We start from the raw sequence: 24,603 nt of genomic DNA, 5'->3' as shown, positions 1-24,603 counted from the left end.
TAACGCCCTTGATGAACAAGGGCGTTTTGTTGTTAGCGAGTCGGATCATCTGGTAACGTTGGATCTTGCATATCTTGATGGTCACTATCGATATCTTGGAAGTGCTCAATATCACTTTGAGTACCATGATGCGCCACATCACTTTGATGTTCGGTCGTAATATCATGCTGCTCCGCGTCATCAAGTACAATATCAAGATCATCAGGCAACGCGCTTTGCTCTATAGGTTGAAGCCCCTCTTGCTGAGTAATACCTAATTTATCCAGATAGTTTGAAGCATCATGTTGCTGGTGGTCGTCATTACCCGACGTCGCATCGCTAATTCCTAGCGCAGACATTATCGTTAGAGACTCTCCATCCGCTACCGCGTTATCGTCCATCGGCTCATCATTCAAAACTGGAGGTGGTGGAGGCGGCGGTGGGTTGATATGGCTATGTGTGTGTCCTTGAAGGTCTTCAGTCGTAACAGCACTTACCCCTGTTGCTGAGTTGTGGGTTGTCACTTCCGTTGCAAAGTAGTGATGGCTGCCACTTATAGGCTGAGATGAAACCAGCGTAACATGTCCGTTTGTAGGCACGGTGTAACTGCCATCTGGGTTTGCGTGAATCGTATGTCCAGCACTTTGCAAAGTGACATGAGTTTGCAAATGCGTTATCCGGATATCCGTGACAGTTTCATCATGAGAAGACAGGTGAGCTTGGATGCTTACATCACATTCATAATGCCCCTGGCTTTGAACAGGAAAGTTCGCAGGAAGGTGCCCTTTTAGTACAGTGCCATCACCCAGAATGATGTTTTCAATACTTTCTATCTCCATCTCTTCATGCCCATCACTGAGCTTTTCACCATGGTCACGCAAGCGTGGTGCGTTTTGGCGATTATAGGCACCAAGGATTAGCGTGTCTGAACCATGCCCCCCCTCAATCTCCTTGTCTGTCAGGCTACCGCCGATATAAAGAATGTCATTACCACTCTTCAGTTCGGCTTCTTCTGTTAAGCGCCCTTGCACAATAATAATGTCTGAGCTGCCATGCCCATTTATCTCATGGTGCCCGCTCGCCGTTGTGGCGGACTGCCCTATACGGTGAGCGTAATCTCGGACTGTGGTGGCAGTTATGGTTGGGGTTACATGACGAGCATGCCGAGCATCAACAGACACACTGATTGTCGGTGGCGTGTAAGGCACAGGGTCAGTATGACCATTAATGGTCATGGTAACTTGTTGGCTGGTTTTCCCACCATGCCCATCATCCACCAGCACAGTAAAGGTGTCGTGCAGCACATCACCATCATTTAACGCGTTAACGCGTGAGTTAGCATTGTCGAGATGATATGTCCAAGTATTACTATGACTATCTAGTTGTACCGAACCATAACTCGCACCATGACTTGGATCTAGGCTCAAACTGAGCGTATCCCCATCGCTATCTTGAGTCGTCAGTTGTCCGGTTGAGATTAAGTTGCCATCTTCGGTCACCACGTGTCTGCTGGTACTTTGACCTGGTAGCACTTTTTCTGAAACCGTAGGGACGTCATTGGTTCCGGTGATCGTTATCACTATGCCATGCGTAGTGCCATCTTTTGCTTGGACTGTAATGGTTTCTGTATCCGTCTCGCCTTGCTTAAGCTGTTGTACAACGGGGTGCTGGTTGTAAAGGTTGTAGGTCCAGTGTCCACTACGATCAATATGCGCATGCCCATATCCTTTACTGCCGACAATACCCACACCGCCTTGCACCGCAATAAAACCTTGCGTGCCATCAGGGTCAGCCACATTTAAGACCCCAGCTGTTTGGGTGTGAAGATCCTCTTGAGTTCGACCCGTTGAATCACCTGTGAATACTGCTGGGTCAGGAACTGCGACAATATTAATTAGGTACATTCCAGGCTTAGAGTCAGTATGCCCATCGTTTGCCGTAAATCTAATGCCCCCTAAGCCACTCGTATTAACACTATGGTAGTTCGGTGTTGGGGTATAGATTAATGAAGCCAAATCCGCAGCGGCGACGTCATCACCAACAGAAATTGCCTGCCCGTTGAGTGTCAGTGAACCATGAGCGATGCTGGTAATGGTAATGTGATGCAGTGAATCCCCATCAACATCTGCGTATTTGAAGTCGGCTTTGGTAAAGCTGTGAGGTGTATCTTCCAGTAAACTGGTAAAGCTTGAACCAACCGTCGGCGCATCATTGATCGCGTTCACATCGATGACCATGGATGCACCCACTGAGTCTTGATGGCCATCATTCGCACTGAACTCAAAATGCGCATAATTAGCGCCGCTCTGATTTTGTATTGGTGTGAAGGTTAAATGACCCGCGTCTAGGTCTGCTTTAGAAACTTGTTGATTGGCAGTGACAGCCACACCATTCAAGGTTAACAGACCGTGGGAAGGTAACTGAGTAATCGTGATGTGGTTTAGTGCATCATGATCAGCATCTTGGTAGCCAAACTCTGCTGCGGTGAAAATATGACTTTGGTCTTCATCGCTTGTGACCGTTTGTGGTGTCACCGTTGGTGCATGTTGAGCTGGCGGCTTAACCTCTATGGATAGCGTATTTTGCGAGGAATCATTAACTGGGGTACCGCCATCGTCTCCGACTCGATATACCATGTTGGGTACTTTCCCAGCGAAGCCCGTTTCAGGAGTAAAGATGTAGTGACCATTAGCTTCAATAGCCAGTGTGCCAATTCCCGCTATGGCATGAGGGTGACCTGGAGTGACAGCCACGTAATTCCCCAACACAGGGTCTTGTATCTGAATATCTTGAAGAACAAGGTGGGCATTAGTGTCTGAATCTGTCGCCGCAGCCGCTGCGCCTTGTGAGGTGCCTACACCAGAAATTAGATTACCTTCAATGGGTCCCGTGTTTTGGACGCCAGAGTCCGTGAAACTATGTATCGTTGGTCTATCCGTCGAACCACTAATGGTCACTGAAATCGAATGTTTAGTGCCGTCTATCGAGGTAATCTCGATACTATCGGTTAAGGTCTGGCCGTTATCTAAATCTTGAATGTTTGAATCGCTGTTGTCGGCAGTATAGACCCATGTCCCATCTGGTTTAATCAAGAAGTGACCATAGGTACCATCTTGCGAAATTTGGTTCTGACCTTTAAGATCTAGTGCCGCTTCGCCTTGTCCGTCAACATCAGAGATCACGAGGCTTCCACGACAAAATAGTGCATCTGGAATAGTGGTTGAACCGGCAAATCGAGTGTTGTGTTGCAGGTTGGTATCTTCAACAAGGCTTGCTGAATCGCCAGTAAATGTTGCCGCATCATTAACGGCAGCTAAGTTCATTGTGGCGGACGTCGATACTGAAGCACCATGTTCATCTTTGACGTCATAAGTAAACTGTACCTGTCCGTGATAATTTTTCTCTGGTGTGAAACTGAAGGTTCCATCTAAGTTATCGACTATCTGCCCATGATCAACACTCAAGTTGTGCACACTCAACTGACTGTGGTCATCAACATCACTGGCATTCGCGAGTAAATCCGCCGCGTTCAATGTGACTGGCGTGTCTTCTGTACCTTGAGATAAGCTCACCGCGGAAGTCACGACAGGAGTGTCGTTAGTACCGTGTACGGTCACTGTAATGGTTTGCTGAGCGGTTCCATCAATCGACTCAACCGTAAAGGTTTTCTGGTAGCTTTGTCCTTCGCCTAAATGTTGTAGCTTGGCATTGTCTATTGTGTACTGCCATCCGCCACGAACATTGATAGAGAAATGTCCCCCTTCTGGCGTATCAAAACTCTGAGTCACGAACCCCGCTTGACCATGATCGGGGTCTATAACATGTAAATTGCCACCGCTCCACACTTGATTTGGCGTACTTCCCGGTGACAAGTTATCTTCATAAGCATGATTATCTAATGACGAATATTGCCCAACGACAATACGAGCTTGATCATCTTCCCCAATGACTTTAACGATGATGTTGAGTTTCTGACCATCACTGGTTCTGACCTGATAAGGGATCTCCATCGATTCCCCTTTATGAAGGCTATCGATCAAATCATCGGCATGTCGATTACGAGCTGATTCCAGTCGGAACTGATAAGAACCATCAGGCCAAACAGTTAGATCTCCTGGAGCATAACCTTGTCCCATATATCGACCGCTAAAGGCAAATTGAGTGTGATCACCCGTGTCGGGATCCGTAAGTTGTAAGTTGCCATGGTAAATCGACGTTTTACTTAATAAGGCTTCAGACTCTGACATTTGGATAACATTGGATGTCAACACTGCTTTGTCATCGGTACCTTCAATCGTTAAAGTTGCCGACTGCGGTGTCTGCCCTCCATGCCCATCATTAACAAGATAGCTTACTACGACTTGCTGGGCTTGACCTACGGCAAGATGCTGAAAAGTTGAGTGTGTTGCATCAACAATCACAGAATGTCCATCTGCACCTAAAACCAAACCGTCAGGCAGACTAGTCGTTGCGGTAGTACCATCGACTGAATATTTGATTTGGGATACAGACAATGCATCCCCTTCTTTGTCTGTTGCGCCAGTTAAAAGATCAACGGAGTGATTATTGGTTGAGTCCTCTTTGATACTATCAGTAATAGGTTGAACGTCAGGGCGGTCGTTGACTGCAGCTAATGTCGTGTTTGCGCCTGTATGCGCAATTCCGCCATGCCTATCAGCAACATCATAAGTAAAATGAACCGAACCGTTGTAATTAGGGTCTGGATTGAAGGTGAAACTGCCATCTGAATTAGCGGTAATACTACCGTGGTCTGCCGTTAGATTTTGAGCGTGCAGCCAACCTCTGTCGTTTGAATCGACATCTGTAGCGTTGGCGATAAGTTGTGCCTGCGTAATATGTATTGACGAGTCTTCTTTACCAGACGGTAAAGTCACCTCACCACTCACCACTGGCACATCGTTATTACCACGAACAACAACCGATACACTTTGCGAAACCTTACTGCCATCTGTAGACACAGCCTCGATAGTAAAGTGCTCCCAGTATTCGTCTCCATCACCTAGTTTTGTCGCTTTACTCTGGTCTACATCATAGTGCCATTGACCATCGGCACTTAAATGGAACGAACCATACTGACCACTAACGCCAGCTGTCGGTGTTGCTGTCCAGCTTACAGAGTCATGAAGGTCCGTATCATGAGCCGTCACACTTCCTGCAACAGAGGCGCCTGTTTGAGCATTCTCTACTACATGACCAAGCTCGGATTTAGAATCAATGACGACCCCATCCTCGGTTCCATTGACTTGAACTGTAATAGGGAATTCAGTGCCGTCAGTGGCGATTAGCTTGATCGATTCCGTAAGTGATTCACCGTGTTTTAACTCTTGAACGTGAACATTAGAGTTGTCTCCGATATAACTCCATGAATGTTCACCTGCATGTGGCCCACTCACTAAGGTATGAAATTGAAACTTACCATACGGAGTGGTCACATCTAAGTCACTGCCCAGATCCCAGGTATATTGTTGTCCGGCAAATTCAACCGTCACTTGTGTATTCGGACTGTCTACATCTGTGATTTGTAACGCTTGCCAGTCGACGGCATCCATGATGTTTACATTGGTCGACATATGCGTAGCGACATCTTCCGTGGCAGTGCCATGATCAACGCCTGAAATCGTAGTTTTGTCGTCAACTGCAGCAAGAGTAGTATTTGCTCCGGTGTGTGTTGTTCCTCCGTGAGCATCTAACACATCATAGGTAAAGTGGATCTGTCCGTTGTAGTCTTTGGCGGGAGTAAATGTATAAGTACCGTCTTGGTTATCTCTTATAGAGCCATGATCAACTTGAAGGTTGTCCACATGCAGCTTACCTGCATCACTGCTATCAACGTCCATACTATTGGCCAACAACTGCGCTTGAGTGATCGTTTGTACCTGATCCTCTTTTCCAGAATTGAGTTGCACCTCACCAGAAGCAAACGGCGAGTCATTATCACCGTGGATAGTAATGACAACATCATGAGTCGTGCCATCCGCACTTCGGATAGTAATAGTATCGGTTAGGTTTTCGCCTGTATTAAGTGCATCAATTTTTCTACCTATCGCACTATCGCCTACACCAACGTGATAATACCAATCACCGTCAGGCTGGAGTATTAAGCGGCCATACTGACCAAAATACTGATAGGTCGGAGCATTGTTATCAAAGTGTGCCTCGCCAGAATCATGATCAACAATGTCTAGTTTTCCTGAGGTATGTATCGAATCATTCCATAAGTGGGAAATAATACCCCTCTGATAATCAGGAGAGCGATCGGCATAGGTTGACTCGTAGACATCTCCACTATCAGCACCAGTAATCTGCGCTGCATCATTGGTGCCTGTTACAGTGATATTGAGATCTTTAGTCGCGCTTGCTCCATGCTCATCCGTGACGGTAACTGGAATGGTGAGAATCTGAGTCTGGCCTTTCGCTAAGTGGTCGTAGCTCGCATTGGTTGGATCAAACGTGTAGCTACCGTCAGCATTGAAAGTTAGCCCATCCACAGACTTGGCAATGGAGTAGACTAATGTCGCACCGTGGTCGATATCACTTCCCTGCATCTGACCATTGAGCAGCGAACCATCTTCATTCACCGTTTGGGTTTGCGCCACAAGAATCGGTGTATCGTTGGTACCTACGATATCGACAGTAATCACATGGGTGTCACCGCCAAGTGTTTGCACCTGATATTGAACGTGCTTCGTTTCACCTTGCGCTAAATGTTGTAGGTTGCCATTCGGGACGCTGTAAACCCAACCTCCCGCTTTGTCTATTGAAAGGCTGCCGCCATATGGATCACTAATCGCGTGAGCATTCAAGGTATGATGGAAGCCACGTTGACCGATGTCCGGATCTATTACATTAAGAACACCACCAGTAAATACTGTGTGTCTTGCGTCACCTTGCACGTGAAGATCTTCTGTCACTGATCCAGTACTTTGGCCAGTAATGATTGCCGCATCATCAGTGCCCTTAACGAGTATTTCCACTTTTTGAGTCGCACGGGAACCATCACTGGAGATAGCGACAATGTTAAATGCCTCTGCCTTCCCATCACCACTTCTCAATGAGTCAACTTTTGAAGCATCCAAGTCATAATGCCAATGCCCAGCTGGATCGACGTAAAAGGTACCATAGCTGCCTGCTTGAGATGACGCAGAGCCTGTTAATTCAAAAGAGACATGATCGCCCTTATCGAGATCGTGCGCCTGAAGCATACCAACAACAGTCGTTTTGATATCTTCAACTGCCGTTCCTATAGCCGCTGTTAGCGCATCTGGAGTGTCAATAATGACATGATCGTCTTGACCTTGAATGGTCGCTGTTACTGGAATTCGAGTACCATCTTTTGTGATGAGCACCATAGTGTCCTGAAGCTGCTGCCCGGTCTTCAGTCCTTGTATTTCTGAGCTAGTATTATCGGCAGTGTAGCTCCATTTGTTGTGACCGTCGGTGCTATGTGTCGTTGAGAAATAACCATGGTTTGCAGCCAGGCTCATGCCAAAATCTGCTGGCACTGCATGCTTGATACCATTAACTTCGATAAAAGCGACTTCTGCCTCTGAAGCACTATCCACATCGGTTACATCTAAATTCGTCCAACCAGACCAGAGTTGCCCAGCGGTACCAGATCGCAGGTGATCCTCTGTCACCGAACCTGAATCTTGTCCAGCAGCCAGTACACTTGCGTCATTGGCGGATGCAAGATCGAACGACGCACCTGTCGGTGTAGAACCACCATGGGCATCATGAATGTCGTAACTGAAATGGATTTTACCGTGATAGTTCAGTTCTGGCGTGTAAGTATAGGTTCCATCATGGTTATCGCGGATAGAGCCATGGTCAGCAAGCAAGTTGGTGACCCTCATCAATCCGGCATCGTTACTGTCAACATCAACAGCATTCGCCAGCAAATCAGCCTTGGTGAAGGTTTGGCTGACGTCCTCTTTGCCAGACTGCAAGGTAACTTCTGATGAAACGTAAGGAGCATCATTATCCCCATGTATGGTTATAACAATATCGTGAGTAGTTCCATCTTTGGAATGAACGGTGACCGTATCGGTGAGAGTTTCCCCTTGACCCAACTGGTCGATTGTTGAGCCTACTGTGGTTTTGGTGGAGCCTAAGTGCCAATCGTGAGTACCCGCAGCAACGGCATAGTCCCAATGTCCATCTGGTCGAAGCAGTAGGTGCCCATATTGACCGCTATATGAATACACCTTGCCATTGGGGTCAAACTCACTTTCACCAGAATCAGGATCCACAATCGTCAGTTGACCGCTTGTTGTCAGAGAGTCTTGACCAATAACCCCAATGCCGGGCTGTGCATAGTCAGGAGACTTATCCTGCCCTGCTTGATTCTCATGTACATCACCAGTATCCACGCCTCCAATAACCGCGGCATCTCCTTTACCTTGGAGGTTTATGGTCAAGTTTTGCGTCGAGCTTGCACCATATTCATCGGTCACCGTCACCGGAATATCTATGATCTTGTGCTCACCGTCTTTGAGCTGTTGATAGCTAGTATGAGAAGGGTCAAACGAGTAGCTGCCATCAGCGTTAAATGTCAGCCCATCAACAGAGTGAGCTATCGAATATGTGAGCGTCGCACCGTGGTCAATATCTCGGCCTTGCATCTGTCCATTAAGACTGCTTCCATCTTCTGTCACTGACTGTGTTTGTGCGCTGAGTGTTGGCGCATCATTAGTGCCATGTATATTTACTTCAATCGTAAACGTTGTCCCATCTTTAGCTCGAACCACGCACTGATCAGTAAGCACTTCACCTTGACTTAATGACTGAACTTGGGGCTGATGGTCTCGGATCGTATAGGTATAGTGGCCATCGCGCATCAACAGAATATGGCCGCCAAGCTTGGTATCATAGCCTATGCCGTTATAGGTTTGCGGGCCGTAGTTAATATCAAATTCCGCTTCCCCTTGATCGGGGTCGACGATGTCGAGTTTACCTTCAAAGTGAAGCTCATCATGGGTATCGATATACCCCCTATCTTCTGTAACTCCCGCTAAATGATGGTCGGTTGATGCGTAGCTTATTTGTGCATTATCTGACACCGGCTTGAGTACCGAGTTCGCTGAGGTGATAACGCTTCCACCATGTCCATCATGGACTTCGTAGCTAAAACGCACTGGTCCGTTATAGTTGAGTTCTGGGGTAAATTTGAACGAACCATTGTGATTATCTGTAATGGTGCCAGCGGAAGAACCGTCTGCCTTGAGTGCAATAAGGTTGGACACTGATAGATGTCCCGCATCATTTGCGTCTACATCCGATGCATTGGCAAGCAAGGCGGCGCTACTGATGATATAAGGCTTGTCTTCATTACCAGGCGGCAATGTCACTGTCGAGGAAACTTCAGGATCATCATTGGTACCATGTACCGTCACAATAATGACTTTTTGCGCAGAACCATCTTTTGATTCAACAGTAAATTGCTCTTGGAAGCTCTCCCCCTTGCCCAACTGCTGAATCGCAGGCAAGCTGTTGTCAATGTGGTACTGCCACATGCCCGTTTCTGTCACCGTGAAGTGACCTCCGTGGGCCGACACTAATGTTTGAGGCTTCAATTGATCGTCGTCATGGTCAGGGTCAATAGCCTTAACGATACCCGTTGCAAATAGCTCTGAAGGGTATGCCGGAGACGTCATCGAGTCTTCGTGTAAGTGATTGTCTGTCGTACCGTAATTAACAACAATCTGAGCGCTATCTTCTTCACCATGAATGGTCACGGTGACAGGTTTTGTTTGCCCATCGGCGGTCTTCACATTGAAGGTTTCGGTGATACTCTCACCAGGCTTCAGTGCTGCCACCGTTTTTTGAGCATTGGCAGTACCGAAGTAGTTACCTTGAAGAAAGTACTCGTAGTGCCCATCTGCACGTAGCGCAAGAGAACCCAATCGAGAGCTAGATTGATAGATCATATCGACGAACTGAGGATTCTCGGTAGTATCAATATCCGTTAGTTGAAGAGCTCCTTTGATAGAAGTGCCGTGATAGGTGTGCTCGGCAACAGCTTCACCGATATTTATTGAGCTCGAAACCAGCTGCGCTTTATCGTCGGTACCAACAATTTTTACAGTGACACTTTGAGGCGTTGAAGCTCCGTGACTATCCGTGACTTTGTAACTCAGCTCAAACGTCGCAACCTCACCTTGCGCAAGATGCTGGAATGTAGAACTTGATGGGTCAACCTGCAAATGACCATTAACTATGCCAAAACCGTCAGGAAGCCTCTCTATATGACCATTCACTTTAACTTGAAAAAGGCTACCCACACTTAGCGCGTCACCATCCACATCTTGAGCTTGGGATAATAAGTTGATGTCAAGGTGTTGAGACTGGTCTTCATGGAACTGAGCGGTTATTGGAGTTACTGTCGGCTTATCGTTAGTTCCTTCGATAACAAAGGACAGCTCTTTTTGATCTTGCCCACCCGCAGTATCAGTTACAATGACAGTGGTTTTCACAGTCTTTGTGTCGCCAACTGCTAAATGTTGGTACGAGGCATGACTAGGATCGAAGGTATAACTGCCATCTGAGTTGAATGTCAGGCCATCAATTGGGTTTAAAGTGGTGTACGTCAGTAAGTCTTGGTCAACATCAGTGGCTACCATTTGACCATGGAAAACCGCCCCATCTTCTTTAACCGGCTGCGACTGGCTCGTCATTACCGGCAAGTCGTTAACACCATCAATTTCTATCTTTATTTCATGAGTCGTTCCATCGACCGATGCTACAGTAAACGTTTCATGTAGCTCATCACCTCTACCTAATTGTTGAACTGCGGCTTGTAGGTTATTAGCTTCGTAACTCCAATGACCATTCGCATCAATACTCAAACTACCAAATTGACCAACAAGTACTTGTGAAGCAAAGTGTGCTTCACCTAAGTCAGTATCGACAACCGTTAGGTCGCCCTGTGTCTTTATGCTGCCATTTTTGACATGCAAATCTTCTACGACTACACCAGAGTCGACCCCAGAAATGACAGCATTATCATCGCTCCCACCGATAACTATTTGGATATTTTGACTTGTGTGGTCAGCGGTATGGATTGATATTGTTTCAGTAATTTGCTGTTTAGAAGAAAGCTGCTGTATTGCATTGAGGCTGTTATCAACTTGATATTGCCAGTGCCCTTGTTCATCAATAGTTAATGTCCCAAATTGCCCTTTTATGACTTCCGCTAAAGTATGCGATTCACCATGATCAATATCTTGTACTTGAACTTGTCCAGCAACGGTAAGTAAACCAGAGGAGTCAACATTGATGTCTTCTTGAATGTGACCAGAAACTTGACCTATAACACTAGGGATGTCGTTAGTACCCGAGACTTGAATAACGAAGTTTGCATGAGATGTCAGTCCTGCGGAATCAGTCACTGTTACTGGTACTGTCAGTTCTTTAACTTCGCCCTCTTTCAAGCTCTGATAGGCGGTATCCGTCGGATCAAAAGTGTAAGTACCATCTGGATTCAGTGTTAAGCCATCCACATGAGTATTTGTAGCAAAACTTATGGTTTCATTGGTGTTTTTGTCTGTCGCAATCAATTGACCATGCACCAGTTGCTCATCTTCTTTGACCTGTAATTGTTGGTTAGAAATTTCAGGCCTGATAAATTGCGGTGCATTCTGATGTGAAAAAGGTTGGTGTAGATAGTCTTGAAAGCCAGTTAAAGTATTGCGTGGCGAAGAAGTTGGCTCTGAGGACTGGTTAACGTTATTGGTAGCCAATAAATGAGAGTTTGTGTAGGCGTGAACTTTATAATGGTGCAATTCCAATCTCGCACTTGACGCAATATGAGCGTCTCTAGCTTCGTTTGTATCAGCGTTTACAAGCTCTGACTCTTGTAAACTTGCACCTATGTGATGAGTATCGGTATCAGAAGACTCACCATGGTGCAGTGCTTCTGTGGTTGGATGACTAGTTGGGCGTAACGAGTTTTCATTACCTTGAGCGCTTGCATGTCTAGTGGCTAGAGAAGGTAATATCAGAGCTAAAGCAGGAGGTAGACCGACTTGGTATCGCAAGGTACTAAAAAGGCGACGTTTTTTTTCGTTTTTTTGCTGCTTCTTACGGCTAACGGTCTTTTGGGGTAGAGTTTCCTTTATACTCTGGCCGCTTTGGGTCTTCGCTTTATCACTCTTTTTATCCGTCATTCGTCCATTCCTAACTTCTAACTCTTTCATAAAGTTAAGGATATGGATGAAGAATTTGCTAATTATTCTTATCGGTTTTGCTTATTTTTCTATATAGAATCAAAACAAAAGTTTCATTACAAGTTGGTCTAAGTCAGCAAAACAAATCAGGCTAATGTAGACGACAATAAGTACCGCTATCATCAAGTAGTAACAAGCCCGTTTTGTTGCATCACTTAGCTGTCGACTCATTATAAAGAGCATTTCTTACCTCTCTTTGTTACATAGACGCATACATAAAAACAATAATCATTGAAAATGACAGCAGTGTTATTTGGCTTCAATTCAGCAAAGTAAGTTTCGGAAGCAAGTGCACATAAATAGACTAGAATTAGGAATTATCTTTTTCAGGAACGTAAAAAAGACTGTGGTAACAGGTAATTAACCCCACTATTATAAGGAAGTCAGATGTCAGTTAAAGCGCCCACCTCTCGACTAATTGCGATTACAATTAGTGCCTTACTCGCTTCATCCAGTGTACACGCTTCGCAACAAGCGGCGGATGCCTTTGCACCAGAAATGGCAACCGGGACGAGCGACAAACAACTCGTCAAAGCAAAAGACTGGATGGTAACCGCAGCCAACCCTGAAGCGACACAAGCTGGCGCTGAGGTTCTAGCTCGCGGTGGCAACGCTGTTGATGCCATGGTTGCCGTGCAGCTGATGCTAGGTTTAGTCGAGCCACAATCAAGTGGCATTGGCGGCGGCTCATTTCTTGTCTACTGGGATTCGAAAAAGCAGCGGTTAACCACCTATGATGGTAGAGAAACAGCACCATCAGCTGCCAATGGTGACTTATTTCTTGATAAGAACGGAAAACCACTTAAGTTCTATGACGCAGTGGTAGGTGGTCGCTCGGTGGGCACGCCAGGTACAGTCAAACTGCTTTGGGACGTTCATCAAAAATACGGTGCTCTTGATTGGGATGAAGTGGTGTTGCCTATCGCTCAAAAAGCCGAGCAAGGTTTTACTATCAGCGAAAGACTGTCGATGCTCATTGAGAATGATGTCGATTTTCTTACTAGACACCCAACAACAGCCGCTTATTTCCTCAATAAGGACGGCACCCCAAAAACACAAGGAACCTTGCTAAAAAACCCTGACTACGCACAAACCTTAAGAACTATTGCAGAAAAAGGCAGTGACGGTTTTTACAAAGGCTCCGTAGCTACAGCGATAGTCAACGCCGTTCAAAAGGAAGCAGCAAGCAATCCAGGCAAACTTTCACTGGCCGACCTTGCTAACTATCAAGTAAAGAATCGACAAGCCGTCTGCGCCCCATATAAGCAATACGATGTTTGCGGCATGGGCCCTCCAAGTAGTGGCGCGCTAACACTGGGACAGATTCTGATGTTAACCGAACCATTCAAATTAAATGAGCTGGGAAGTAATAACCCAACCAGTTGGCAAATTTTAGCAGATGCTTCAAGGCTAGCATTTGCTGACCGCGGTCTATACATGGCCGATAGCGATTTCTTCGATGTACCAGTGAAAGGACTGCTGGATCAAAAGTATATCGCTGAAAGAAGCGCGCTCATCACACCAAACGAAGCGCTGCAAAAAGTATCCGCTGGCTCTCCACCCGCAGTAAAAACCGTTCAACTGGCACAAGATCAAGCCATAGAACTTCCGTCTACAACGCACTTCAATATTGTGGACTCGCAAGGCAATGTTATATCCATGACCTCTTCCATTGAAAACGTATTCGGGTCGCGTGTCATGGCAGCTGGATTCTTATTAAATAATGAGCTTACCGACTTTTCATTTGTGGCCAACAAAGATGGTAAACCTGTGGCTAACCGAGTGGAAGCGAATAAACGCCCACGTTCTTCAATGGCACCGACTATCGTCATGCATGACGATAAGCCTTACCTTGCTATCGGCTCTCCCGGCGGCAGCAGAATTATTGGCTATGTGGCGCAAAGCATCATTGCACACGTGGATTGGGGAATGGACATTCAACAAGCCATTGACCAACCGCGCATGATTAACCGTTTCGGTGCCATGGATGTTGAAATAAACACGCCTCTGGCGGACTATGCACAGCAATTCGAAGCAATGGGCTATAGCGTTAATAAGAGAGATCTCAACTCTGGTCTGCACGCAATACGAATTACTGAAACAGGTTTAGAAGGTGCCGCTGACCCAAGACGCGAAGGAGTAGCGCTCGGTAAATAGACATCTTGCTATGAATGGCCTAAGTGCTTAAATGCAATTTAGGCCATTTTTCTAACCACTGCTTCTCATTCACGCGATTCAGAAATATCTGATAGTCCCGCTTGATGTTATAAGTCACGTCCCCCTCGAACAACGATTCCAGTTCAAAAGCGTGAACAATTTCGATTTGGTCATTGTCGAGCAGCCTAACGGCTATGGCGGTTTCTTTCTCAGGCCAATAAGACATCGCATCTTGCAAGCTTTTATATGGTTTGTCGCCATTACGAGTATGCATTACCGCTTGGTTCTTGACTTGCCAATGATAGCGAGGGTGTTGCTTAGATAGCTCTTTTTCGATAGTTCGCTGTATCTCTAGCCCCTCCACCTGATCATCAAAGTAAATCACATCAATATCGTTTAATGGCGTTGAAAATTGATACTGATGCAGTGAATCCCAAACTAAGTTTCGAACAAAACCCGCGGTTACATAAAGCCGATAGGAAGACCTTGAAAGTGCCTGAACGGTTTGGAGCAACTGAATTCGGTTCTCATCTTGTACCAATAGCTTGGTCAATTTTTCAAGATATTCATTTGGATTGTTTCGCATACGAGTTATATCACCACGAGCATTATTAAAAGATGCCATTCATTGATTTAAATCAAATTATTAATTTGATATTAGTTTTATGTTGTAAAGGTGTTAAACACAAGGAGACAAGCATTATGGAATTAAAAAAGGACCCGCGCTGCTATACCGACATTTGTATCGATGGCAGATGGTTTCATCACGATCACTGTACCGATACAGCCTATATGCTTTGGGGAGGCAGTTCACCACAACTAAAACTAGAAAGAACACCAAACACCGAAGATGAACTGATTGGTCTTCTAAAACAGGCAAGATACAAATAACCCATGATGCTGGTTAGCCTCTATTACGTCTACCAGCATCGAAAATAAAGCACTCTAACTACTAAGTAAGTTCCACTCCTACCACTTGATGATTCTCATCACATTCAGAGTCGATAGTTTTCCATCCAAGATGTAGATACATCAACGGCACATCAGTATAAGCAAACAGAGTTTTCTGTTCGGCATTAGACATCAGGTGAATTGCACAGTCGATGAGGTGGCGAGCAACCCCCTGACCTCGCCAAGTTTCATCAACATACAATGCATTAAGCCAAATTACATTAGGTGGATTTTTATCGCTGCCACTGTCTTCCGGAGACGAAAATAAAGTAAACGCGAGCCCACCTATCAGCTTTCCATCCTTCAACGCCGCAATAGGGTTTGGAATGCCCTCCTTACGTTCCACATCAAATCTAAAGTCACTCCAACTAAGCTGAAATAGTCGCTCTAGTTCTTTCAACATTGCGGGTTCAATAACTTCAAGCGTTTGAAATGTAGCTGGAAAGCTATTTAAGGGTTGTGTTGTCACTTGTTTCATTTCTACAGTTTTTTTCCGAGACGCTTTTCAATTTGTCGCTTTTCCCACTTAGGACCAAAGAAGCTAAACAGTTCAAACGCATTGATTCCGTGGTTGAGAATACCGATCCCCCATCCCATCGCTGGCCACCATGCCCAAATATAGCTAGGGTCCGTGACAATGTTAATAGTAAACAGTAACGTCATAACTAACACATACGTCATTAAGTGAGAGTAAAAACCTTTGATAGATCTTACCTGATCGATAACGTTCTGTTCTTCCTGAGTGATCTCTACTTTACTGGTCATTTTAGGCTCCTGCTGTAGTTCAGTGATGGTTGTTTCAAATACAGCAGCTAGTGATTTTAGGGACTCCAAACCCGGCTTTTGCCCTCGCTCAATTCTCTGAATCGTCCTTATACTTAATCCGCTTAATTCAGCTAATTGTTCTTGAGACCAACCACGTTGTAATCTGAGTTTTCTAATAATCATCATTTATCCTTTCTGCTGTTGCAAAACAACTGTACTTACTTGGAGCTAAAATCGTTACGACAGCAATCTGTCACCGCTATGACACTCTTTAGTTATCAGATACTTAAAAATTACATTCTGACTTCTGATATAGCCAAGTTAGACAACAATGCGTGACACACAATACAAGTTACTTATTTTTCGCTTTGCTACTACTTTACTGCCCTAATAATGGCAAGTGTTTAACGTTATGGTAAGTAAACGCCAAAGTGACACATTGGTTAATCATTGAAGGGAGTGGTTTTGAAGTAGATAGAATGATAGCGCGATTACCTTGGAACTGAAGCGATTCTCCGTAAAGCTCTTTAAAGGTGTCAACAAGCTTCGATTGGCAGTTGAAGTACAAATAGTATTGAGTAGGAGTGTTAAGTTTCCAATCTATGCGTATTGGGCTCCCTCCCTCAACTGAATAACTCGGCTCTCCCCATTTCAACGATTCCTTTACTTCACCAAGCTCAAGCTCTTTAGCTACTTGATAGATCAACGTCCTGAGTTCGAGCATCCGTGAACGCACTTCATTCGGATATTGGTTGAATTTTTCTTCGACAGATTTGTCCATGAAAACCCCGTTATAAGCCACCAGCTAAATCGAGAAAGTTACCCGTTGAATAGGAGGATTTATCCGATGCAAGCCAATATATCGCTTCTGCCACTTCTTCCGGCTGACCACCTCTACCAAGCGGTAGAACCGATTTGAGCCTGTCAACTCTCCCTGGCTCCCCACCATCACTGTGCATATCCGTATATATCAGCCCCGGACGAACGCAGTTCACTCGAATACCTTCTGAAGCCACTTCCAACGATAACCCTTTAGTAAGGGTATCAATTGCACCTTTAGACGCGGCATAATCAATATACTCATTTGGTGAGCCTGAACGCGCTGCTCCAGACGACACATTTACAATGCAACCGCCGCTACCACCATTGCGCGTCGACATTCGTTTGACCGCTTCTCTTGCACATAGAAAATAACCAGTGACATTCGTTGTTAGTATGGCGTTGATTCTGTCTGCGGACATATCCTCTAAGCGAGTCTGCGGTTTTAAAATACCCGCGTTATTTACCAACACCGATAGTGTTCCTAATTCACGATCGACGGTCGAGAATAAGCGCAGAACTTCATTTTCATCAGATACATCGGCCTGAACAGTGATGCATCGCCCTCCTTGCGCTTGTATACTTTCAGCCAAAACCGAAGCAGAACCTACGTCAGACCTATAGTTAATACATACCGCATAACCTTTCTTTGCAAAAAGTGTGGCGGTAGCTGCTCCTATACCTCGGCCCGCACCAGTAATCAATACTGCTTTATTCTTATCCATACGACTAAATCCCGACTTCATGCATCTTGGAGTCCATTACCTTAACACATTAAAGAAATAGTACTTGGGCATACCACCAAACACAGCAACACAAATGAGTCGTAGCAGTGTTAACCAGCCTGCGATACGAAGTACAATCACCGATAGTTATTGCCGATTACCCGAAGTGCGTCGAAGTTTCTTTCTGATACCGTTACGCATATTTCCCAATTATTTGAAGTAGATCTTCAACTTTATGGGCAACATAATCAGGCTTGGCTAGCCATCCATCTGGCTCTGAACGACTGTAAGCTGCGGCAACTGAGATGACCTTAGAACCTGTCCCTAGTTCTTTCTGCAAGTTACGAGCGAACTGCGTATCTGCTTCATGATCGCCGATATACATCAGCAATTGTTCATTTTTGCTTCCCAAAATGGACTCTACACATTTGATGCCGCCATAAGGATTTGGTTTTTGGCTTCCATCAGGAACATCGTCATAACCGACAACCGACTTAAATGGCGAATTTATCCCGTGATTTTTCAGCACACGACGAATGTTGTTTTGAGAGTTCTGAGAGCAGATGCCGTGGGGAATATTTGAGAATTGCTCGATAACACCTTGAATGCCATTAAACAGAGAAACTTCCGTTTGGTTTTTCTCCTGATGCTCAGCCCACATTCCTCCAGCGACAAGCATTTCTTCGTGTGTTAATCCATAGTAGTCAACATATAGCTCTTGCCAATTCTTAGCACCATGGTTCGCTTCATGGTACAAGTCTTCACTAAGTAAGTATTTCGGTAAATTCTCGTTTGATAGGTGTGGTGCGACTATCGATAAAATCGTTTTGGTAATATCAATATTCTTTGGCACAGAGTTAACCAACGTGCCATCATAATCCCAGAGTATTGCGTCTAACTTCATTATATTCAAATCACCTAATTTTTTAATTTTATCAGAAGGTTAGTTGGTTTCAGCGCTCTACTTTAATGGTTTATATATTGATGACTGTGAGGTATCGCAGAAAAGGACAGATTGATACGCAGTATTACCCATACCTTCCTCGTAAACGCTTCAAATACACTAATGTTCTTCTGTCATAAAGCCAAGATATTCCGGGGCGCCTACTCCCTTACGAAACCATTCCGTTTTTTCGGAACAAAAAATCTGAGCATTGGGAGACAAAGAGAGTGCAGTATCCAAACTGCCCACAGGAACAACCAAATCCTTGCCGTTCTGCGATTCATGAGGTAGACCCGAGCCGCAGCGTGAACAAAATACCTTAGTGAATGCACCGCTCGGATGGTCAAATCGAACAGTCAGCTCTTCACCTATAGTCCAAACTATGTTGTTTTTATGGGTAATCGCATTTGAAGCATGCGAAGAACCCGTCACCCTGCGGCATTGCTCTCAATGGCAAAAGTAAAAGTTCTCAAAGCTATCTTGAACTTCAAATCTCACTGAGCCACACAAACAGCCACCAGCTACTGTCTTTGTCATAACATCTCCTTATGTTAGCTTTTCCACTCCATTAAACAGCGTGAGCTAACCACTTGCATGGTTCTATATTCAATTCAGTGAATCTAGCGGTAAATGAAGATTGCAAAGGGCTACAAGCATAAACACCAAATGTCACTGGAGTTTGGGCAGGTAAAGGTGGATTTGATTTCCCCATGTCAGCCGTCGTCTCACCCAATTGATGAAGATGGAAAATCCGCATTTGCTTAAAGGTTTGTCCATCAAATGACGACTCAATGAGAAAGTCAGGACCACGACGACTTAGGCGATACCAAACCTCGTTTGGCAATGGAATATCGGACGTTGCCCAATCAGAATAACCTAGGTTTGTCACAACACTGCCCAGCCTTGAATACTCTTCATTCTCATACTCAATCGAAGCTTTAAACCAGTTTTCGCTGTCTAGATAAATGATTAAACCGCATTGATCGAACTGAGCTTGGTAGTCAAATTGTACTTTCGTAGTGAAAGTGAAATTCTCAGTTGTCTCAAGTTGTAGTGCTGGAGCGTTATCATTTCTGAAGCCATAGTAAGACCGCTGCCAAAAGTCCGTCTCGGGATCTGTGGTTATTGATACAGACCCTTTAGTTACCTCACTGTTCCTCGGTTTGTATAACCATTTCGCTGTCGTAAAATCTATCATTGTTAAGTTCTACTGCTTTCTTGTTGTAGGCCCTATCATACCAATAAGTATCAGTGTTTCTGAGCGCTACGTATAATACTGAAAACATAATTGGGGTCTTTAATTAAATCTAACTTGGGTACACCTTTGGGTGTACCTGATAGAGTCATTCCGCGTTGCGTCGCACTTTGCGAGCCCAGTAAGATGGTTCCTAATCCATCAGAACGCTCCGACAAACTGACCTCAGGAAGCGCTTGGATGTTCAATGAGGTGATATTCCTCTGCACAAAGCCATCAACTATGATGATTCTCTCATTGGTAATTCCATAAAATGTCTTCTTCCTTTGAGAGGAGTCCCAGAAAAAACGACCTAGTACAAAGTTCAAACCAATAACGACAAACACCCCACCAAACAGTAAAAAGAAAATCGACGCTCCCGAGTTAAACGCAGTAAATTCCCAAAAAATCGCAAAACCACACCAAAGTAAACTAAACGGAACCAGAAACAGGTCGGTACGTCGGAATACGATTCCCTGCTTTGGCTGCCCTGACCAAATCAACTTCTCTCTTGGCTCAAGTGCTCGTTGAATAATGTGCATACTTCTTCCTTGGGTGTTAGTAAAACCGCCAGTTCTCTTTTCCTAGAATTGTTCTTTGCAGTGCTTTCCGTTGTAGCCTTATCGTCCATCAGTTAGAGCGTCACTTTCAAGTAACAATTATTTATATAGCAGCGTTTAATTAGGTTAAGATTTATTTCCACCTTCTTAGAATCTGACAGGCACAAGATGCAAGTATCAGAATGATTTCAAATAGAAGAGTAGCAATCCTTTGGTAGGGCTGGGAGAGTTAGTGCTTGAGATTGCAATCCAATCGAAGATATCAGCATGTACAGTTTCTTTAAGAAACCTTGGTGCTCACTTTTGTAAATAGCCTCGGCTTCCTCTGCCGATACTACTGTGATAATTAACGATTGTTCGACAAAACCTTGTTTGATTAACTGAGTAGACTCTTCTTTGAACGTTGCTGACTCTATACAAAGGTAAGTGTAACTATCACCTTTGTTATAAAACTCAAAATCCATTTTTCCCTCAATTTAGTTCTTAAGTAATTCAGGCCAATTTAAATCAGCTTTTTGTACATTCCCGCTAATATCCTTTTGCCAGTTTTTTTGAACTGACTTGCTATAGTTCAAATACAACTTATTCTCGAAAATATACCAAGCATTAGGATCGATGCTAGCCGTGTAGCCTTGACTTACAGCCCACGCGCAGTATCCGCCGTATTGAGGCGCATAAGCTGTTGGGTTAGAAACAAACTGCTGCCGGTTTTCCTGTGTCGAAAAGTACCATTTAGCGCCATTCCACTCATAAGTAATATCACTATCACCTTTTAGTGGTTTACCTACCGTAAAGTAAGCAACTGGGTCATAACCTTTTATCGCTTTGCCAAAAAAATCACTATAGGTGGGTTCCAGTGCATAAACATAAGTCCACGAACTTAACCACATCAGTATTATCGAAAACAATCTTGCTGAGTATTTCATAACGCACCCTCCTCTATCACCATAGATAAAGAACTGAGAAAGCAGCGAAAGATTTCATTCACGTGATAATTTAAAAGTACTAATCCGTCAAACTCAGCCTAGCGAAGTAAAGTAACAAATACCTGCAACCATTAAGAGGTTCCTACAAACAAAAAGACGTGGCTTGGTTAAATCTTTTGGTACCCCTTTTTCAATAAGATGCAATTGAATGAACTCAAACTTCGACATGTCGGCCTCTACTTGTTGCTTAGAACATTATGATGCCTATTTGGTGAGGATTACGCTAACCGCTCGTATACTTCGACACACTTCAAATTCATCGGACTAAACCACATCCCATTATGAGTTGCACTAAATGAAGAAATGGGCCTAATAAATAACCTGCCATCAACTAGGCATACTCTGCAACATAATCGCAAAAGAGCAACCTATTGCAACAGCCCAAGATAAAGAACGTAACGTGGCTTTGTTGAGCAAGTAAAGAATGTTGTAAATAACACGAAATACGATGTGCACTACCGCTAAAAACTGTACGGTCTCATTAATGGTTCCCGTTGCAATGGCCAGCAGTATTGCAATGGCAAATACAATCAAAGATTCGAAAGCATTTTGGTGTGCCGCTAAAGCACGCTCGCCAAACCCTTTGAGTTTTGCTTGCTGTTTTCTGGGATTTTTATTGTCGTAACCTCCAGCTCTATGCATTGCGACTGCAAGAGGCATTTTTGCTAGATAAGGCAGTAGTGCCGCAATAACTAAACAAAGTACTAATGTCGTCAAGTTCTAATCCTTGTAAAGGTTGTCCTACAGCCCTTTGTGGGACCTATCATGTACATTTATTCAACATAAAGTCCCAATCTTCTTCTGATATCCAAGACTGGAACACCCTCTTTCTATGATAACCAGTCTGGGTTAGAGAAGTAACTCTAATATAGGGTTTGCCCAATAGCGACTTTTGATACCTTAATGCCGCTGGTATATCGTAAAGGTAGACATCTTCATTATCAGCAGTCAGGTGACTTTCATTGTTTCTGATCGTGATTAAAACCTGAAATACCGCACCAAAAAAGGCACTTGCATATGCCACAGCACTTTGTTCATTTGAAAATACAAAGTGAACAACTAATACGGCCGTAACCCCTCCGACTAACGAAGACAGACCCATCTTCCACGCTCGTTGTAACCCAACAAATTCGATTGTACGTTTCATAGAACTTTCCTCCTAGTTGCCATGTTCTATGAATCGCCCATTGATAAGCAGATTGCTGTCTAGTATTGCGACTAGATTCACGCCAGCATATTTAGGTAAAGTGTTGGTAATCTACTTTAGTGACTGTAGAGTTCACATTAAAGGTACTAGAACAAAGTCCACTTAATCGGCTTATCCATTACAACAATGTCACCACCTTTTGGCACCAATCAGGAACGTTACCATTAAACCAGTTGATGTATTTCTGAGCCTCATGGTTTCGACGACAAATCAAAAGATTAGTCACCTCAATCACTATCCAAGCTTTCGCTATTACTAAATGCTTTTCCAGCATTTCTGCGGAAATAGAAGAATTGTAGATTAAGTATTTATCTGTGACTGCACGATAGTCTGAGCGCGTACCCAACCCTTTAACTAGTGGCGCAAGATCGATAGCAGGGCTACCGAAACCAAATCGCTCCCAATCGAAGAGAACGAGCTCACCATTATCCCTTCTCCCCCAATTGCCATCATTAGTGTCGCCAGATACTAATCCACGATGCTCAAATAGTTCTGAAGACAAAGTCTGGATATTTAAGAGTGCATCTTGTGTTTCACTAGGTAGCGACAAAGCTCGAAAAGCAAATTCTGTATCCTGTAACGACCAAGCATGCTGTTTTACCTCAAATGTAGGAATATATGAGGATTGATGAATGTGTGACAACTGCTCAAAAGTACCACTAGATTGCTGTAATTCCTCTAAAGTTACTTTATTTGGTACTAGCTCAATGAATAAATCGTCGCCATCTACGTTAATTAGTTGTGGCGTCTGCACATTTTTAAGTTCCGGTGCTGCATATTGATAGAAGCCAACTTCAACGGGGGACGCATTCCGTTTATTGATATAGGGCCTTCCCCCGCCTTCACAAAGGATAACTTGGGCGTTTCCCATCTTCGATAAATCTTGCGACTTCATTACTTAGTCTTAATATCGAGCGGCGTATAATTAGTCTTGAACGTGAACGCGTAGGGACTATCACCATTCGCTCTTAGATACGCTAATCGTTCCAAAGCTTCTTCTGTTGATGGAATGTGGTGGTCTTCAATCCACCATAACACGTAGGTATCCTCAGCAAGCCGGTGAAACCATTCACCTTTGCGGCGCATAAAATCTCTATGGTGTGTTCTAAACATAAAGTTTTTAAGCGAATCTACCGACTCCCAAACAGACATATTTACTATCATGTTGGGGTCATCGAAGAGTTGTATACTGGTCGCATCACCGCTGTCATCTTTTAGACGCCAAATAAAGCCTTCACTTTCTTCTGCAATGCCATTGACCAAGTCTAAGTTATCAACGAACTCCTTAATCTCAGGAGCATCGAGCGGATATTTTGCTAATGCGATATTTAGTTGTGCCAGTTTCATAAATTCCTTTCCTTGGAATGCATACGGTTGATAGCTAACACCATTCTTTTTCCCATTGATGTTCAAACATCATTTAAAGACGACTTCAGAAAAATGTGGGTTATCTACCAATACCTCTAACTTATTGATTTCATCTAATATAACAAGAACATCTGTTTCCTTAGCAATTAGCTTCAGACATTCATTGTTGCTCTCGTCTCGCGCTGTATCCAATGCAATACCTTCTAGTGGCTGACCCACTTTCATCGTTAATTTAACCTGATAACGATACATACACGCTATTTCAATATAATCGTAGTCACTACAACTTATCATTCGTTAACCTCAGAACTGCTAACCCACCAAATTACCCTAGTTATATATTGCTAGAAGGCGCTTTTTATAGCTGCTTCTCCATTCGAAGCAGGTCCCAAACCACCCCATCATAGGATCTTGTCCCTGTTTCACGAGACATGACGTTAAAGCCTAACGCTTCATAACAACGCCTCGCTGTTCGATTGTGCGCAAAAACTGCGAGTGACAACTGCGTCGCAAAGTATCGCGTTCGAGATAATTCGATTAACTGCGTTAGCATGATTTTAGAGATCCCCCCTCTGGCAGGATTGTTGTCACTGTTAAAATTTAACCAGTATGGGCGGTATTGAGTAAACTTTGTCTCGTATACCAGCAGAAAGAAAAGAAGCCA

At 44.3% G+C, this 24,603-nt stretch carries 20 protein-coding genes; 2 read left to right on the top strand and 18 right to left on the bottom strand.

The features are described 5' to 3' along the window. Positions 1–32: 32 nt before the first annotated feature. Positions 33–12,164 carry a VCBS domain-containing protein gene (locus L2W36_RS15990; RefSeq protein WP_236110584.1) on the bottom strand — a complete coding sequence of 4,044 codons (12,132 nt, stop codon included), beginning with the start codon at positions 12,162–12,164 and terminating at the stop codon, positions 33–35. 447 nt (positions 12,165–12,611) lie between these two features. Here L2W36_RS15990 and ggt point away from each other — a divergent pair, with 447 nt between their 5' ends. Further along, a complete protein-coding gene (ggt, locus tag L2W36_RS15985; protein ID WP_236110582.1) occupies positions 12,612–14,381 on the top strand; it encodes a gamma-glutamyltransferase in 1,770 nt (589 codons plus the stop codon). A gap of 19 nt (positions 14,382–14,400) precedes the next feature. On the opposite strand, the gene L2W36_RS15980 is transcribed toward ggt, so the two are convergent. Then, positions 14,401–15,006 (bottom strand): nucleotidyltransferase family protein, encoded by a 606-nt coding sequence (locus L2W36_RS15980; RefSeq protein WP_236110580.1) that lies wholly within the window; start codon positions 15,004–15,006, stop codon positions 14,401–14,403. Between the two features lie 77 nt (positions 15,007–15,083). Between L2W36_RS15980 and L2W36_RS15975 the strand changes: the two genes are divergently transcribed. Beyond that, positions 15,084–15,272 (top strand): hypothetical protein, encoded by a 189-nt coding sequence (locus L2W36_RS15975; protein WP_006072365.1) that lies wholly within the window; start codon positions 15,084–15,086, stop codon positions 15,270–15,272. Positions 15,273–15,333: 61 nt separating this feature from the next. Here L2W36_RS15975 and L2W36_RS15970 read toward each other — a convergent pair whose 3' ends face one another. From L2W36_RS15970 to L2W36_RS15895, 16 genes are all read right to left on the bottom strand, one after another. Beyond that, positions 15,334–15,735 carry a GNAT family N-acetyltransferase gene (locus L2W36_RS15970; RefSeq protein ID WP_165483448.1) on the bottom strand — a complete coding sequence of 134 codons (402 nt, stop codon included), beginning with the start codon at positions 15,733–15,735 and terminating at the stop codon, positions 15,334–15,336. A gap of 77 nt (positions 15,736–15,812) precedes the next feature. After that, entirely contained in the window at positions 15,813–16,280 is a 468-nt protein-coding gene (locus L2W36_RS15965; protein ID WP_006072362.1) for a 2TM domain-containing protein, read from the bottom strand. 196 nt (positions 16,281–16,476) lie between these two features. Then, positions 16,477–16,878 carry a DUF1801 domain-containing protein gene (locus tag L2W36_RS15960; RefSeq protein ID WP_124941116.1) on the bottom strand — a complete coding sequence of 134 codons (402 nt, stop codon included), beginning with the start codon at positions 16,876–16,878 and terminating at the stop codon, positions 16,477–16,479. 10 nt (positions 16,879–16,888) lie between these two features. Then, the gene (locus L2W36_RS15955) at positions 16,889–17,641 is read right to left on the bottom strand and encodes an SDR family oxidoreductase (protein WP_124941115.1); all 753 of its coding nucleotides are present in this window, start codon (positions 17,639–17,641) and stop codon (positions 16,889–16,891) included. Between the two features lie 193 nt (positions 17,642–17,834). Then, on the bottom strand, positions 17,835–18,545 hold the full coding sequence (locus tag L2W36_RS15950; RefSeq protein WP_236110578.1) for an HAD family hydrolase: 711 nt from the start codon (positions 18,543–18,545) through the stop codon (positions 17,835–17,837). A 159-nt stretch (positions 18,546–18,704) separates the two neighbouring features. Beyond that, positions 18,705–19,016 carry a GFA family protein gene (locus L2W36_RS15945; protein ID WP_236110576.1) on the bottom strand — a complete coding sequence of 104 codons (312 nt, stop codon included), beginning with the start codon at positions 19,014–19,016 and terminating at the stop codon, positions 18,705–18,707. Positions 19,017–19,152: 136 nt separating this feature from the next. Continuing rightward, on the bottom strand, positions 19,153–19,782 hold the full coding sequence (locus tag L2W36_RS15940; RefSeq protein ID WP_236110575.1) for a DUF1349 domain-containing protein: 630 nt from the start codon (positions 19,780–19,782) through the stop codon (positions 19,153–19,155). 50 nt (positions 19,783–19,832) lie between these two features. After that, positions 19,833–20,360, bottom strand: coding sequence for a PH domain-containing protein (locus tag L2W36_RS15935; RefSeq protein ID WP_236110573.1), 528 nt, complete (start codon positions 20,358–20,360; stop codon positions 19,833–19,835). A 206-nt stretch (positions 20,361–20,566) separates the two neighbouring features. After that, a complete protein-coding gene (locus L2W36_RS15930; RefSeq protein ID WP_198557770.1) occupies positions 20,567–20,842 on the bottom strand; it encodes a hypothetical protein in 276 nt (91 codons plus the stop codon). Positions 20,843–20,854: 12 nt separating this feature from the next. Further along, on the bottom strand, positions 20,855–21,304 hold the full coding sequence (locus L2W36_RS15925; protein WP_124941110.1) for a YHS domain-containing (seleno)protein: 450 nt from the start codon (positions 21,302–21,304) through the stop codon (positions 20,855–20,857). A 387-nt stretch (positions 21,305–21,691) separates the two neighbouring features. Beyond that, complete coding sequence (locus L2W36_RS15920) at positions 21,692–22,081, bottom strand: MAPEG family protein (RefSeq protein WP_124941109.1); 390 nt, start codon at positions 22,079–22,081, stop codon at positions 21,692–21,694. A 46-nt stretch (positions 22,082–22,127) separates the two neighbouring features. Continuing rightward, entirely contained in the window at positions 22,128–22,511 is a 384-nt protein-coding gene (locus L2W36_RS15915) for a hypothetical protein (RefSeq protein ID WP_236110571.1), read from the bottom strand. Between the two features lie 178 nt (positions 22,512–22,689). Then, positions 22,690–23,466, bottom strand: a complete 777-nt coding sequence (locus L2W36_RS15910; RefSeq protein ID WP_236110570.1) for a phosphotransferase family protein — start codon at positions 23,464–23,466, stop codon at positions 22,690–22,692. Beyond that, positions 23,466–23,918: a DUF3291 domain-containing protein gene (locus tag L2W36_RS15905; RefSeq protein ID WP_031495862.1), complete on the bottom strand. Its 453-nt coding sequence runs from the start codon at positions 23,916–23,918 to the stop codon at positions 23,466–23,468. Before L2W36_RS15905 ends, L2W36_RS15910 begins: the two co-directional genes overlap by 1 nt. 69 nt (positions 23,919–23,987) lie before the next feature. After that, on the bottom strand, positions 23,988–24,233 hold the full coding sequence (locus tag L2W36_RS15900; protein ID WP_236110569.1) for a Rho-binding antiterminator: 246 nt from the start codon (positions 24,231–24,233) through the stop codon (positions 23,988–23,990). Positions 24,234–24,297: 64 nt separating this feature from the next. After that, on the bottom strand, positions 24,298–24,603 hold a 306-nt coding region (locus tag L2W36_RS15895; RefSeq protein WP_329605678.1), incomplete at its 5' end, for a GNAT family N-acetyltransferase.

This window comes from Vibrio sp. McD22-P3 (genome assembly GCF_021568915.1).
Classification (GTDB): domain Bacteria; phylum Pseudomonadota; class Gammaproteobacteria; order Enterobacterales; family Vibrionaceae; genus Vibrio; species Vibrio mediterranei.
Note: the sequence above shows the minus strand (reverse complement) of the source record. Positions and strands in the feature narration are given on the sequence as shown.